At 72.9% G+C, this 13,805-nt stretch carries 14 protein-coding genes; 9 read left to right on the forward strand and 5 right to left on the reverse strand.

The annotated features are described in order from the left end of the window. Positions 1-23: 23 nt before the first annotated feature. The gene (locus ACWDX9_RS13915; protein WP_350725795.1) at positions 24-278 is read right to left on the reverse strand and encodes a cupin domain-containing protein; all 255 of its coding nucleotides are present in this window, start codon (positions 276-278) and stop codon (positions 24-26) included. A gap of 170 nt (positions 279-448) precedes the next feature. Between ACWDX9_RS13915 and ACWDX9_RS13920 the strand changes: the two genes are divergently transcribed. The 3 genes from ACWDX9_RS13920 (at position 449) to ACWDX9_RS13930 (ending at position 3,385) form a co-directional block, all read left to right on the forward strand. Continuing rightward, positions 449-1,168, forward strand: coding sequence for a class I SAM-dependent methyltransferase (locus ACWDX9_RS13920; RefSeq protein ID WP_449953091.1), 720 nt, complete (start codon positions 449-451; stop codon positions 1,166-1,168). 70 nt (positions 1,169-1,238) lie between these two features. Beyond that, complete coding sequence (gene cysC, locus ACWDX9_RS13925; RefSeq protein ID WP_449953094.1) at positions 1,239-2,453, forward strand: adenylyl-sulfate kinase; 1,215 nt, start codon at positions 1,239-1,241, stop codon at positions 2,451-2,453. Next, positions 2,450-3,385, forward strand: coding sequence for a sulfite exporter TauE/SafE family protein (locus ACWDX9_RS13930; RefSeq protein WP_449953097.1), 936 nt, complete (start codon positions 2,450-2,452; stop codon positions 3,383-3,385). The genes cysC and ACWDX9_RS13930 overlap by 4 nt, the downstream gene beginning before the upstream one ends. Here ACWDX9_RS13930 and ACWDX9_RS13935 read toward each other — a convergent pair whose 3' ends face one another. Then, positions 3,386-4,420 carry a glycoside hydrolase family 26 protein gene (locus ACWDX9_RS13935; RefSeq protein WP_449953099.1) on the reverse strand — a complete coding sequence of 345 codons (1,035 nt, stop codon included), beginning with the start codon at positions 4,418-4,420 and terminating at the stop codon, positions 3,386-3,388. A 299-nt stretch (positions 4,421-4,719) separates the two neighbouring features. Between ACWDX9_RS13935 and ACWDX9_RS13940 the strand changes: the two genes are divergently transcribed. Genes ACWDX9_RS13940 through ACWDX9_RS13965 form a run of 6 tightly spaced genes read left to right on the forward strand, consistent with a single transcriptional unit; the run spans position 4,720 to position 11,146 of the window. Further along, the gene (locus ACWDX9_RS13940) at positions 4,720-5,991 is read left to right on the forward strand and encodes a Wzz/FepE/Etk N-terminal domain-containing protein (RefSeq protein ID WP_449953101.1); all 1,272 of its coding nucleotides are present in this window, start codon (positions 4,720-4,722) and stop codon (positions 5,989-5,991) included. Then, positions 5,988-7,268 (forward strand): hypothetical protein, encoded by a 1,281-nt coding sequence (locus tag ACWDX9_RS13945; RefSeq protein ID WP_449953103.1) that lies wholly within the window; start codon positions 5,988-5,990, stop codon positions 7,266-7,268. The genes ACWDX9_RS13940 and ACWDX9_RS13945 overlap by 4 nt, the downstream gene beginning before the upstream one ends. After that, positions 7,265-8,161 carry a hypothetical protein gene (locus tag ACWDX9_RS13950; RefSeq protein WP_449953106.1) on the forward strand — a complete coding sequence of 299 codons (897 nt, stop codon included), beginning with the start codon at positions 7,265-7,267 and terminating at the stop codon, positions 8,159-8,161. The genes ACWDX9_RS13945 and ACWDX9_RS13950 overlap by 4 nt, the downstream gene beginning before the upstream one ends. Before the next feature lie 5 nt (positions 8,162-8,166). Continuing rightward, entirely contained in the window at positions 8,167-9,012 is an 846-nt protein-coding gene (locus ACWDX9_RS13955) for a sulfotransferase (protein WP_449953189.1), read from the forward strand. After that, positions 9,000-10,265, forward strand: coding sequence for a lipopolysaccharide biosynthesis protein (locus tag ACWDX9_RS13960; protein ID WP_449953108.1), 1,266 nt, complete (start codon positions 9,000-9,002; stop codon positions 10,263-10,265). Before ACWDX9_RS13955 ends, ACWDX9_RS13960 begins: the two co-directional genes overlap by 13 nt. Before the next feature lie 8 nt (positions 10,266-10,273). Beyond that, positions 10,274-11,146 (forward strand): sulfotransferase, encoded by an 873-nt coding sequence (locus ACWDX9_RS13965; protein ID WP_449953111.1) that lies wholly within the window; start codon positions 10,274-10,276, stop codon positions 11,144-11,146. Here the strand turns inward: ACWDX9_RS13965 and ACWDX9_RS13970 are convergent. Genes ACWDX9_RS13970 through ACWDX9_RS13980 form a run of 3 tightly spaced genes read right to left on the reverse strand, consistent with a single transcriptional unit; the run spans position 11,136 to position 13,803 of the window. Next, the gene (locus ACWDX9_RS13970; protein ID WP_449953114.1) at positions 11,136-12,032 is read right to left on the reverse strand and encodes a WecB/TagA/CpsF family glycosyltransferase; all 897 of its coding nucleotides are present in this window, start codon (positions 12,030-12,032) and stop codon (positions 11,136-11,138) included. The genes ACWDX9_RS13965 and ACWDX9_RS13970 overlap by 11 nt on opposite strands. Beyond that, a complete protein-coding gene (locus ACWDX9_RS13975) occupies positions 12,029-12,910 on the reverse strand; it encodes a glycosyltransferase family 2 protein (RefSeq protein ID WP_449953117.1) in 882 nt (293 codons plus the stop codon). The genes ACWDX9_RS13970 and ACWDX9_RS13975 overlap by 4 nt, the downstream gene beginning before the upstream one ends. Then, a complete protein-coding gene (locus ACWDX9_RS13980; protein WP_449953119.1) occupies positions 12,907-13,803 on the reverse strand; it encodes a sulfotransferase in 897 nt (298 codons plus the stop codon). Before ACWDX9_RS13980 ends, ACWDX9_RS13975 begins: the two co-directional genes overlap by 4 nt. Between the last annotated feature and the right edge of the window lie 2 nt (positions 13,804-13,805).

Raw genomic sequence — 13,805 nt, forward strand, 5'->3', positions numbered from 1 at the left:
CCAAGGGTACTCGCAGGCGCAGCTCAGCCGACCCGGTAGCCGGCCACGGACGGCCAGCGGACGGTGAGCACGGTCGAGGCCTCCTCCGCGCGCCACGAATGGTCGACGCCCTTGCCCCAGACCACGTAGTCACCCGGCTCGGCCAGCAGCACGCTGCGGCCCGGCAGCTCCACCCGGAACCGGCCGCTGATCAGGACCAGCAGGGCCGTGCGCGCCTCCCCCTTGACCCACTCCGCGCGCTCCTCGCCGGGCGCGTGCACCCCCCATTTGATCTCCACGTCGTCACTGTGCCTTGGGTCGCCGAGGGGTTTGAAATGACCCAGCAACCAGCCCCGGTCCATGGCCGCATCTACGCCCGCATTTCCTACGTAAACCTCGCCGTTCACGGGGAAGGATGCTAGCGAGGAAATGGCTCACTGAAACCGTTCGAGTGATTACTGTAGGTGACATGTCTGAGGTGCGATCGGTCGCCCAGCGGGGCGACGTCTTCGGTCAACGGGTCCGCGAGCACTGGTCCGGGCTGCCCGGCAGGCGGCTCGACGTGCTGGTCGCCGGGTGCGCGCACGACGAACCGCTCAACCTGGAAGAGATCGAGACGAGGGCCACCGGGGCCGACGAGGAGATCCCCGCCATCCGGGCGGTGCTCGAGGAGCGGGCCGACCTGGTGTCGTGGTCGCTGGGCGACCTGCGCTGCGTGCCACTGCCGCCCAGGTCGTACGACGTGATCCAGCTGTCCTTCCTGCTGGAGCGCATCAAGCATTCGGAGCTGGTCTTCGACCGGCTGCTGCAGTCCCTGCGCCCGGGCGGCCTGGTGTTGCTGCGGATGCGCGACCGCAAGTCGGCCTACGGGCTGCTCGACCGGATCACGCCGTCGCTGCTGCGCCGCGTGTTCTGGCGCATGCTCGTCACCCCGGGCACCCCGGGTCCGCTGCCCAGCGTGTACGAGCCACTGGCGTCGAGCGACGGCATCTACGCCTTCTGCCTCAGCCGGGGCCTCATGATCACCGACGACCAGCGCAACACCAGCGGCCCGGCCCGCCGGCGCAAGCTCACCGTCGCCGCGGTCGCGCTGGCCTCCAAGCTGAGCAACGGCCGCTACCCTGCCACCCATGACGAGATCACCATGGTGATCAGGAAGCCGCAACACCACTTCGCCCGGGTCCTCTAGCGGCACACTTGCATCAATCGGTAGACTCCATCCCTACCAATTCAATCGGAATAGTTGGGATGTTGGAGCCGTGGAGTGGACCCCCGATGCGCGCGAGCTGGCCGACCTCGAGCTGCTGCTCTCCGGCGCCTTCGAGCCGCTGACCGGGTTCCTGGGCCACGATGACCTGCACGCGGTGCACGAGCGGGGCACTCTCGCCGACGGCACGCCGTGGCCCGCATCCGTCACGCTCCACGTGTCCGCCGATCTCTCACCCGGCGACGAGGTCACGCTGCTCGACCCCGAGGGCCTGCCGCTGGCCGCCCTCACGGTGGCCGCCCAGGAGCCCGACGGACTGACCTCGGGGCCGGTCAAGGGCCTCGGCACGCCCGAACACGGCCCGTTCGCGCGCCTGCGACGCACTCCGGCCGAGGTCAGGGCGGAGCTCGGCGGGCGTCCCGCGCTCGCCGTCACCATGCGGGGGCCCCTCGACGACCTCTCCGAGATCGTCGCCACCGCCAAGGAGCTCGACGCGCTCATCATGCTGCTCCCCCTCTCGTACGGCGAGCCGGGCCCCGCGGTCGTACGCGCCGCGCTCCGGGCCAAGGAGAAGCTGCCGGAGGACACGATCGTCGTCTCCGTGCCCCTGGCGCCCCGCGAGGAGCCCGAGATCGACCTGGAGCTGCGCGAGCACGTCGCCACCGCCTACGGCGCCGCCGAGCACCTGGCCGGCCCCGACCCCGTGCACATTCCGGGCCCGCCGCACCGCCGCGGCCTCGTGGTCTTCTTCACCGGCCTGTCCGGCTCCGGCAAGTCCACGATCGCCCGCGGCCTGCGCGACGCGCTGCTGGAGCTCGGCAGCCGCACGGTGACCTACCTCGACGGCGACGTCGTACGCCACCTGCTGTCCAAGGGCCTGACCTTCTCCAAGGCCGACCGCGACCTGAACATCCGCCGCATCGGCTTCGTCGCCGCCGAGACCGCCCGCCACGGCGGCCTGGCCATCTGCGCCCCCATCGCCCCCTACGCGGCCACCCGCGAGGAGGTGCGCGAGATGGTCGAGTCGGTCGGGGCCGACTTCCTGCTCGTGCACGTCGCGACGCCGCTGGAGGAGTGCGAGCGGCGCGACCGCAAGGGCCTGTACGCCAAGGCGCGCGCCGGCCTCATCCCCGAGTTCACCGGCGTCTCCGACCCCTACGAGGAGCCGGACGACGCCGAGCTGGTGATCGACACCACGCACATTTCGATCGACGCGGCCGTCTCCCAGGTCCTGGGGACGCTGCGGTCTGGAGGCTGGGTTCGGTGATCGACTTCCCCCTGATCCTCGGGTCCTTCCTCGTCGCGATCGTGGTCGGGCTGACCGGGATGGGCGGCGGGGCGCTCATGACGCCGATGATGATGCTGTTCTTCAACGTCCCGCCGCTGGCCGCGGTCTCCAGCGACCTGGTCGCCTCGGCCGTCATGAAGCCGGTCGGCAGCGCCGTGCACCTGCGGCGGGGCACGGTCAACCTGCGGCTGGTCGGCTGGCTGTGCGCGGGCTCGGTGCCGGCCGCCTTCTGCGGGGTGTTCCTGGCCCGCGCGTTCGCGGTCACCGACGCGGTCAAGTACGCGCTCGGCGTGGCGCTCCTGCTGGCCGTGGCCGGCATGGCGCTCAAGAGCTGGCTCGGCGCGCGGGGAGGCACGTCGAGCGCCCATGAGATCGTCGTGCGCCCAATTCCGACCCTACTGGTCGGTACGGTGGGCGGACTGGTCGTGGGGGTCTCCTCCGTCGGATCCGGATCGCTGATCATCGTGGCCCTGCTCGTCCTCTACCCGGCGCTCAAGGCCAACCAGCTCGTCGGCACGGACCTCGTCCAGGCCGTGCCACTGGTGGCCTCCGCCGCGCTCGGGCACCTGCTGTTCGGCGACTTCCAGCTGGACCTCACGCTGTCGCTGCTCATCGGCTCGATCCCGGGCGTCTACCTCGGCGCCCGGATCTCCTCGCGCGCCCCCGGCGGCCTGATCCGGGCGCTGCTGGCCATCGTCCTGCTCGCCTCCGCGCTCAAGCTGCTCAACGTGAGCAACACCCTCACGGTCTGGGCCCTCGTGGCGGCCACGGTCGTCACCGTCGTCGGCTGGCGGGTGCGAGGGAGCGCCGTCGCCTGGACTGAGGAGCGGCGGGAGCGTAGCGACCAGAGCGACGAGGGAAGGCGACGGCCCCCCAGCGACCGAGCCGCCTCTGCGGAGCAGAGGCCATAATCACGGCCGGGGGACGGGTGTCGAGCGGAAGTAAGGATCCCGAGCCAGCTCGGTGAACGCCCGGTCGGCCCCCGAGCCGGTGTCGAAACTGGTGTCGCCGCGCGGCGCCTGCGGCGAGTCGAAGTACAGCAGCGCCTTGATCTGCGGATATCGCTTGATCTGCCGCCGCACCGACTCGTAGAACGCCCGCTTGAACCCCCGGTCGTCGCTCCGCTCGAACACCCCCCACTCGGCCACCATGACCGGCTTGCCGGGGAAGCGGGCCTGCATCCACCGGTAGAACCCCGGCCAGTCCGGATATTCCTTTCGGGTCTTGTTCACCAGCCCCTCGAAGTCCTCGACCTTGCCGTCGGCGTACGGGTCCATGGCCACCCAGTCGACCACGTCGTCACCCGGGTAGAGGTCCTCGAACCACGGCTCGGCCGCCCAGTTGGGCGCCCCCATGTACGTCATGACCATGACGGCGTTCTTCACCCCCTCGGCCCGCAGCCTGGCCACGACGTGCCGGAACATGGCCGCGTAGTCGGTGGCCTGCATGCCCGAGCCCGACGACTCGTCCACGTCGTTCTCCGGCTCGTGGTGGAGGGTGAGGAAGAACCGCTCGGGGAAGGTGCGCCTGAGGTATCCGGCCAGCCGGTCGATCCGGGCGTCGAGCGCCCCGTCGGCGATCTCGGCCCAGGTGTGGTCGAGCGAGGGCTTCCAGTTGACCATGAGCAGCCGGGGCCTGGCCGGGTCGCGGGCCAGCCTGATCTCGGCGGGCGTGGGGAACAGCTCGCTGCCCCGGTGGTAGACGTGCACCACGTCGGCGGCGGCGCTCATGCGCGACTCGGCGCTGTGCAGGGCCTGGTCCAGCGGGGCGCCGCTGAAGACCTCCGGCGCGAGGCCCCACCAGGCGCCGCAGGACGGGATGAGCCTGGAGGTGGCCGTGCAGGAGGGCGAACCCGAGGCTTCCTTGATCGCCACGGGCGCGCGCGCGTTGGAGCCCTCCGCCGTGGAACAGGCGGCCAGCATCACGATCACGGCCAGAATGAGCACCGCGTTGGTGGTGTTATGAGAAATTCCCCGTAGCTGCAAAGCCTTTCAACCCCCTCGTCGAACGACCCCCGCCTATCAAACCGGATCCTTGCCATGCCGTTCCGGGAACTTCAGCAAGTGTGCCGTGTCTCGGCAGCTCGCGATGGGTATATGACCCAAGGAATTTTCCGGACATTTCCTTTTATAGCTGCCTTTACCTTGTGCCGTTCTGCAGAAAATCTTGGGTATTAGGCTTGGCTGATAATCGTCCGCCCTATAGTGGGCGCACATCTCGACGCAATTCCAGGAGACCCTCCCCAATGAGCTCCGGCACGGACCTGGACGAGCATCTCTCGCTGCTGCGCAGGCGATGGTTGCTGCTGGTGGGCTGCGTCGTGTTCGGCGGCACCGCCGGCCTCGCGCTCATGCGGCTCACGCCGTCCGCCTACACCGCGACCACGCAGGTGCTTGTCATGCCGGTAGGCCCGCAGGAGCCGGCCAACCAGGTGACCAGCCGCCAGCGCGAGGCGCTCAACCTCGACACCGAGGCCCAGGTCGCGCAGTCCGCCGTGGTCGCGGCGCGGGCGGCCAGGACGCTGCGGGTCGAGATCCCGGAGCCCGTCGAGGTCTCGGTGCCGCCCAACTCGGCGGTGCTGTGGATCTCGGTGACGGCCGCCGACGCCGGGGTCGCCGCGGCCCAGTCCCGCGCGTACGCCCAGGCGTACCTGGCCAACCGCCGCGAGAGCGCGCTGGCCGCGCTGACCGCCCAGCAGCAGGTGGTGCTGGGCAAGCTCAAGCAGGTCAACACCGCGCTCGACGCGGTGATCAAGCAGCTCGCCGGATTGACCAAGGGCACCCCCGAGCACACGATCGCCACCCAGCGGGAGAGCGTGCTCAACCGGCAGGCCGCCGGGCTCGCGCTGAGGTACGACGGGCTCAGGACGGTCGCGGTGACCCCCGGCACGATCATCAGCCAGGCCGCCCCGCCGACCGCGCCCAGCTCCCCCAGCCTGCCCCTCTACCTCGGCACCGGGCTCATGGCGGGCCTGCTCGCGGGCTCGGCCGCCGCCTACGCCCGTGACCGTCTCGACCGGCGGCTGCGCACGGTCGCCGACGTCGAACGGCTGACCGGCCTGCCCGTGCTGGGCGACCTGTCGAGCCCGCGCGAGCCCGGCGTGGCCCACGAGCTGGCCTGCGCCGCGGTGGCCGCGTGTCCCGGCAAGCGGCTGCTGGTCCGGATCCTGCCGCCCGACCTGGAGGAGTCCGCCGACCCGGTGGCCGTCAACATGCCCCTGACGGTGCTCGACGGCTGCGACGTACGCGACCTGTCCAGGGCCGACGCGGCGCTGCTGCTGGTGGGGCTCGGCCGGGCCACCTCGATCCACGTCGCGGCCGCCGTACGACGGCTCGCCCGGCACGACGTACCCGTCATCGGCGTGGTGACGGTGACCGACGCGCTGCCGTCGTTCGTGCCGCTGCTGGAGCCGCGCACGCACACCCCGCTCGGCAAGCTCGTCGCCACGGGAGAGCTGGACCTGGGCGAGACCACCCCCATGCCCATGCACCCGCGGCGCCCCGGCCAGCCGACGTGAGAGGGCCCGCGTGGCCGATCGCGGCGCTGCTCGTCGGCTATCCGGTGTGGTGGGCGCTGGGGTTCGGCGGGCTGTCGGTGATCGTGGTGGCGGTGCCGATGGCGGTGATCCTGTGGCGGCGCCGGCCGATCAGGGTGCCGCGCGGGTTCGGGCTGTGGCTGCTGCTGATCGCCGGCTACCTGGTGAGCGGGCTCATGCTGTCGGAGATGCCACCGGGCACGTACGGCGAGATCGGGCCCGGCCGGATCGTCGGCTACGTCATGCGGCTGGCGCTCTACACCGCCATCCTGATCATGGTGCTCTACCTGGGCAACCTCACCGAGCGCGAGCTGCCGCAGCTACGGCTGGTGCGGATGCTCGGCGTGCTGTTCGTCACGACGGTCGCGGGCGGGCTGCTCGGCGTGTTCGTCCCGTCGTTCGCGTTCACCTCGCCGGTGGAGCTGCTGCTGCCCGACTGGGTGGCCTCCAACTCGTTCGTGCAGAACCTCATCCACCCCACCGCCGCCCAGACGCAGAAGGTGCTGGGCTTCGCCTCCCCCAGGCCCGAGGCGCCGTTCGAGTGGGCCAACGCGTGGGGCAGCAACGTGTCGGTGCTGCTGGTGTGGTTCGTGGTCGGGTGGTGGGTGTACGGGGGGCGGCGGCGGAAGGCCTTCGTGGCCGCCGTGGTCGCCCTGGCCGCGATCCCCGTCGTCTACTCGCTCAACCGCGGCCTGTGGATCGGGCTCGGCCTGGCCGTGGCGTACCTGATCGTCCGGGTGCGCGGCCGGACCAGGGCAGCGCTCTGCGGGGCCGTCGCGGTGGCGGCGGTGGCGTTCGCGCTGAGCCCGCTCGCGCCGCTGGTGGCCCAGCGGCTGGACCGGCCGCACTCCAACGACATCAGGGCCTTCACCGTGACGGCCACCGTCGCGGCCGCCGGCCACTCGCCGCTCATCGGGTACGGCAACACGCGCAACGCCACGGGCAACCATCGCACGATCACCACGGGCCGCACCGAGTGGTGCGAGGGCTGCGGGCACCCGCCGCTGGGCAGCGACGGCCAGCTCTGGCTGCTGATCATCACGCAGGGGTTCACCGGGGCCGTGCTCTACGTGGCGTTCTTCGCGGGCGCGATCCGGCGCCACTGGGCCGACCGCAGCCCGATCGGGCTGGCCGGGGTGCTGGTGATGGGGCTGGTGCTGCTCTACATGTTCGTCTACGACGGCCTGGTCACCCCTCTCAGCCTCTATCTCATCTCGTTCGCCCTGCTGTGGCGCAACAGCCGAGGGGAAGTCACGTGAGCGACGCCGCCATCCGGCTCGACTATCTCGAGAAGACCGTGCGGCTGCTGTATCCGGGGCCGGGGTCGCCCCGGGCGTACACCGTGCTGCCGCACCCCGCCGTACCCCGCCGCATGGTGCCGCGCCGCTGGTGGCACCCCTGGTCCCGGGTCGTCGTGCCGGGTGAGGGGTCCATCGCCACGTACCTGGGTGAGGTCTTCGGGCAGCCCGTCGAGACCGTCCTGCACGTGCGGCCGGCCGCGCGGGCCAACCGCAAGCCCGTCCTGGAGGCCCGCTCGGGCGGGCGGCTGCTGGCGTTCGTGAAGATCGGCGACAGCGCGCGGGCGCGCGCGCTGATCACCGCCGAGGCGGCGGCCCTGCGCAGGCTGGCCGGGCTGGAGCTGGACACGGTGGTGCCGCCCGCCGTGCTGCACCACGGCAGCTGGCGGGGGCTGGCGGTGCTGGCGCTGTCGCCGCTGCCGGTGCGGCGCGGCCGGGTGCCGCGGCCGCTGCTGGTCGACGCGGTCAGGGAGATCGCGGACACCGGCGGGCCGCGCGCGGCCTGGCACGGGGATCTCGCGCCGTGGAACATGTGCCAGTCCCCCGACGGCCGGCTGCTGGTGTGGGACTGGGAGCGGTACGAGCTCGGCGTGCCCTACGGCTTCGACGCCGTGCACCACTTCTTCCAGCGGGCCCTGCGCAGGATGTCCCCGCAGGTCGCGGCGCGGGCGTGCGTGGCGCGGGCCTTCCGCGAGCTGGCGCCTCTGGGGGTGTCGGCCGTGGTGGCCAGGCAGACCGCGCTGCGCTATCTCATCGCGCTGGCCGACCGGCACGCCGCCGACGGGCACGCGCCGCTCGGGCCCCCGGACACCTGGCTCAACCCGGTCGTCGACCACGAGGAGCTGCTCACGTGAAGACCATGAAACGGTCGGTCCTGTCGCTGTCACGCGCCACGGGGAGGATCACGTCGGGGGTGCGGGTGCTGCCGTCGTTCCTGATCACGGGGGCGCAGCGGTGCGGCACCACCTCCCTGTACCGGGCGCTGGCCCAGCATCCGCTGCTGCTCAAGCCGGTGCTGCACAAGGGGGTGCACTACTTCGACGTCGGCTACGCGCGGGGACAGCACTGGTACCAGGCGCACTTCCCGCTGCGGATGAGCGCAGGGCTGGTCGAGCACCGGTACGGCTCGCGGGCGCTGGCGTTCGAGTCGTCCCCCTATTACCTGTTCCATCCGCTGGCCGGGGAGCGGATCGCCGCCGACCTGCCCGAGGTGCGGCTGATCGTGCTGGTACGCGATCCGGTCGAACGCGCCTGCTCGGCCCACGCCCACGAGCTGGCCAGGGGCTACGAGACGGAGTCGCTGCTCGAGCACGCGATCGAGCTGGAGCCCGAGCGGCTGGCGGGGGCCGAGGAGGCGCTGCGCGAGTCGCCCTTCTCCCTGCACCACTCCCACCGCCACCACGCGTACATGGCCCGCGGGCGCTACGCCGACCAGCTCGACCGGCTGGAGGCCCTGGTCGGCCGCGAGCGGATCCTGGTGCTCGACAGCCATCGGTTCTTCGCCGAGCCGGAGACCGCGTACGACCGGGTGCTGGCGTTCCTGGGCGTGCCGCATCTCGGCTATCCGCTGTTCGAGCGGCACAACGGCCGCCCCCTCCCGAGGCCGGTGCCGCGGGTGCTGGCGCGGGAGCTGCGCGACCACTTCGAGCCGTACGACGCCCGGCTGGTGCGGTGGCTGGGCGGGGAGCCTTCGTGGCGGCGGTGACCGCGGTCGCGGACCGGCGGCTGCGGCGTGGCGGGATCGCGGGGGTGCTGGGGGCGGGCTGCGGGGCGGTCGCGCAGTTCGTCCTCGTGATGGTCGTGACCAGGGCGTTCAGTCCGGCCGAGGCCGGGGCGTTCTTCACGGTCACCGCGATGGCCCTCATGGCGGCGGGGATCGCCAAGCTGGACGCGGGGAACGGGCTCGTGTTCTTCATCGCGCGGGCGAAGACGTACGACTATCTCGGCATATCCGGATATATCCGGGCGGCGCTCGTGCCCTGTATGGTGGCCGCCTGCGTGGCGGGGGTCGTCCTCTACCCGCGGCTGGGGCCGCTCGCCGCGATCCTGCCCGTCATGGTGGTGGGGGACGTGCTGCTGGCCGCCACCCGGGGGTTCGGGGCCATGCGGCCCACCGTGCTCGTGGACGGGCTGCTGGTGCCTTTCTCGCAGCTCGCGCTGGTCACCTGCGCCGCGCTGTCGGGGGCGGTCTCGTGGCTGCCGGTGGCGTGGGGGGCGCCGTACGCGCTGGTGGCGGTCATCGCCTGGGCGGAGCTGCGGGGGCGGGTGCCGCGGAGCCCGTACCTGCCGGGGACGACCCGCGACCTGTGGCGGCACACGGCTCCCCGGTCGGTCGCGGGGGCGATCCAGGCGGTGTTCCAGCGGCTGGACATCGTGGTCGTCGCGCTGCTCGGCGGGCCCGCGCAGGCCGCCGTCTACACGGCCGCCACCCGGTTCAAGGTGGTCGGGCAGCTCGCGAGCCAGGGGCTGGCACAGGCCGTACAGGCTCGGCTGGTGAGCGCGCTCGCGGACGGCGAGCGGGCGCGCGCCGGTGAGCTGTACCAGACCGCCACGATCTGGCTGGTGCTGCTGACGTGGCCGGTGTGGCTGGCGTACGCGGCGCTGGCGCCGTGGCTGCTGCGGCTCTTCGGCCCCACGTACGGGTCCGCGGTCCCGGTGGCCCTCGTGCTGGCGGGGACGATGATGGTGGCGACGGCCTGCGGGATGGTGGACGTCGTGCTGACGGCCGCCGGGCACACGGGAACGAGCCTGCTCAACCTGGTGGCGGCGATCACCTGCACGGTGGCGCTGGACGTGGCCCTGATCCCCGTCCACGGCGCGTTCGGGGCGGTCATCGGCTGGTCGGGCGGCGTGCTCGTCAAGAACCTCCTCCCGCTGTGGCAACTGCACCGCCGCTACGGCCTCCACCCCTTCGGCCGCCACACCCTGCCCGCCCTCCTTCACCGGAGGACCGTATGACGGTGCTGGTGACGGGCTTGCCGAGGAGCGGTACGAGCTGGACAGGCAAGATGCTCGCCGCCGGCGGCGACCTGGTCTACGTCAACGAGCCGCTCAACCCGCAGCACCCGCCCGGCCGCTGCCCGGGCGTGCTCAGGGCCACCGTGACCCACCGGTTCCAGTACATCTGCGACGACAACGCCGCCGACTGGCTGCCCGCCTTCCGCGACACGGTGGCCCTGCGCTACCGCTGGCTCTCCGAGCTGCGCGCCAACCGCTCCCCGTACGACCTGGCCCGCCTGCTCCGCTACGGCACCGCCTTCGCCGTCGGCCGCCTGACGGGCCGCCGGGCGCTGCTGGACGACCCGTTCGCGGTGCTGAGCGCGGGCTGGTTCGCCGCCTCCCTGGGCTGCCGGGTGATCGCGCTGGTGCGGGATCCGGTGTCGTTCGTGGCGAGCTGGCAGCGGCTCGGCTGGACGGTCTACTTCCACGAGCTGCTCGAACAGCCGCTCCTGGTCCGCGACCACCCCGAGCTGCTGGAGCTGCGCGCGCTCGTCGGCTCCCAGGACCGCCTCGCCAAGGCGGCCGCGCTGTGGCGGGCGACCCGCGCGATCCTGGACCGCACGCCCGGCGTCCGCGTCACCTCGTACGAGTCGCTGGCCGCCGACCCGCTGACCGGCTTCCGCGGCCTGTACGCCTACGCCGGCCTGCCATGGACGCCCGCGGCCGAACGCCGCATCACGCGAGCCTGCACGGGCCCGTCCGGGGCGGGCACGGGGTTCGCCTGGTCGGGCCTGTCCCGCACGGCCTACCGCCCCATGGACTCCCGCCGCGCGCTCGACGACGCCGCCCGGGGGCTCAGCCCGCGGGACGCGGCCCGGGTCCGCGCCCTCACCTCATGAGGCGGGTGACCAGGCTGCCTCCCAGCAGCCGTACCGCGAACGGCAGGTCGTCGACCAGATAACGGCGCGCCAGCCGCCCCGGCTCGCAGCCCAGCCGGTACGCCCACTCCAGCCCGGCCCTGCGCATCCATTCCGGCGCCCTGGAGACCGTGCCGGCGGCGAACGCGATCGCCGCCCCGCACCCCACGAACCACGCCTCCGGCAGCTCCTCCCTCAGGTCGGCGATGAGCCGGTCCTGCCGGGGGAACCCGAGCCCGACGAACACCACCCTCGGCCGGGCCGCGGCCACCATCCTCCGGACGCGCGCGCTCCCCGCGGGGGTCGTGTCGAAGTGGTACGGCGGCGCGTGCACCCCGCACACCTGCAGTCGGGGATGACAGCTCGTGAGCTCCTTGCCGGCCCTGCGCGCCACGCCGGGAGGGCCGCCCAGCAGGTAGACGGGCCAGCCCCGGCGGGCGGCGAGCTTGCTGAGCGACCAGATGAGGTCCGCGCCCGTGACCCGCTCGGGCACCGGGGTGCCGAGCAGCCTGGCCGCCCACACCAGCGGCATCCCGTCGGGCACCACCAGCTCGGCGGTGCACACGAGCTCCCGGAGTGCGGGGTCGGTGGCGGCGGCGCGGCAGATGTCGACGTTCGGGGTGACGATGCGGCCGCCCCTGCCGGCCTCCAGCTCGGCCTCCACCCACCGGACCACCTCGTCCTCGGTGAGCGCGTCCACCCCGATCCCGCCCACCCGCACCCGATCCCACCAGCGGACGGACGCCGCCGCCCGCGCGCGCGGCGGCCCGTCGGGGAGGGTGGGTGGAGACGGGATGGCGTCCTGGCGCGGGGCCTCGGGGAGGCGCTGGAGCGGTACGTGCGGAGTGGTGGTCTCGGTGCGAGTCAAATGCCGTGCCCCCTACGGTGAAGTGCGGAAAGAACCGCCGGCGCGGAGATGAGGCCGGCCGCCACCGCCAGGGCGATCGGGGCGCGCGGCTCCCCGGCCCGGGCCCCCATGGCGCGCACGGCCCAGCGGACGGCCTCGCGGCGGTGGCCGAGCGCCGCGTGGCCGAAGGCCAGCTGGCCGTAGACCCGTGCCGCGCCGCGCGGGTCCACGGCCAGTTCGGGGTGCCGGGCGAGCATCCAGTCGAGCCCGGCAATGCGGTCCGCCCATCGGGCGACATAGTGGGATCCACCCCAGCGCACCCGGACGAGCGGGCGGTCCACATGGGTGATCGGCCGGCGTCCGGCGGCGCGCAGGGCCAGGTCCCAGTCCTCGTTCTGGCCGCCCGGGGCGCTCTCGTCCACCCGCAGCGCGCCGCGCTCGAACAGGAACGTCGACGAGTGCACCATCACCATGCGCGAGCGGACCAGGTCGTGCGCCGTCACCGTGTCGCAGCCGGCCAGGCGGGCCACGCGGCGGTGCCCGTACTCCACCTCGATGCCGCAGCTCGCGAACTCGCCGCCGCGCTCGCCGAGCGCCCGCGTCTGGGCGGCGAGCTTGCCGGGCAGCCACACGTCGTCGTCGTCGCAGAAGGCGACGAGGTCGGTGTCGCAGGCCGCGATGCCGGTGTTGCGGGCGCCGGGGAGGCCAGGGGTGAGCGTGTTCGGCAGGACCGGAACGGAGGCCGGCACCTCGATGTCCCCAGGGGCGGCGCCGTCGGCGACCACCACCACGAACAGGTGACCCGGATAGTCCTGGGCCAGCGCCGACTCCACCGCCTCGCGCAACTGCGCCGGACGGTCGCCCCGGGTCGGGATCACCACCCCTACGGAGGGAGTCACGCGAACCCCCGATAGCCGTAGCGGGCCCTGAGCGGCCACGTGAGGGCGTTGACCACCCGGCGGTCGCCCTCTTGCAGGCCCGTCACCCACGTGTCGTCCCGGCGCAGCTCGATCCGCCCCACGTGGAAGCGCATCGGGTTGCCGGACGCGGTGTGGGAGGGCCCGAGCCAGGCCGTGCGACCGTCCAGGAACGGCAGCTCCGGCTCCGCCAGGCCGAGCCCGAGCGCCAGGGAGCTGAGCGTGGGCCCCGGCGCGGCGAGGAGGTCCTCGTAACGGACCCTGGTGACGCGGGCCCCGCGTCCCGGCAGGAGCTCCAGCGCGGCGTTCTGGGCCGTCCAGTGGACGGCCGTGTGGGCGGGCCGCCACCGGGTCATGGGCCGCCCGTCCTCGGGGCGCCGCACCGTCCTGGCCCAGGAGTGGGCGACGGCGCGCGGGTCCCTGACCACGTGGACGATCCGTACGTCCACCCCGGCGGCCACCAGGCAGCAGGCCAGCGACGCGTGCTTGCTGGAGTCGATCACGACCGGCGCGCCCGCGGCCTCGTACAGGAGCCGGTACGCCTGCACGTACTCGGCCAGGTCGGGATGCGCGATCCGCGCGATCCTGCGCGTGCGGTCGACCCGGCGCCGCAGCGTCAGGACCTTCCCGGCCAGCGCCGGGCTCCATCCGCCGAACGCCCGCTCCCCCACCTGCCGCCAGAAGGGGCAGTCGGGAAAGGCCACGCCGCACCCGCACAGCTCCCCCGCGAGCACGCTCCGCTCCCAGAGGTGCACGACCTCACCGAGCGCGACCACCCCCGGCAGCTCGCCCAGGAGCCGCTCGAGCAGTGTGGTGCCACTGCGCCCGAGGCCGCCCAGGTAGATGACCCGGGTGGTGCTTTCGCGGTCGGTCACGA

Source organism: Nonomuraea sp. NPDC003201, from assembly GCF_053590415.1.

Excerpts from the sequence above, each read along its gene's own strand:
- ACWDX9_RS13940 (WP_449953101.1), top strand. The coding sequence starts at position 4,720 with ATGAGCTCCGGCACGGACCTGGACGAGCATCTCTCGCTGCTGCGCAGG.
- ACWDX9_RS13920 (WP_449953091.1), top strand. The coding sequence starts at position 449 with ATGTCTGAGGTGCGATCGGTCGCCCAGCGGGGCGACGTCTTCGGTCAA.
- ACWDX9_RS13955 (WP_449953189.1), top strand. The coding sequence starts at position 8,167 with ATGAAACGGTCGGTCCTGTCGCTGTCACGCGCCACGGGGAGGATCACG.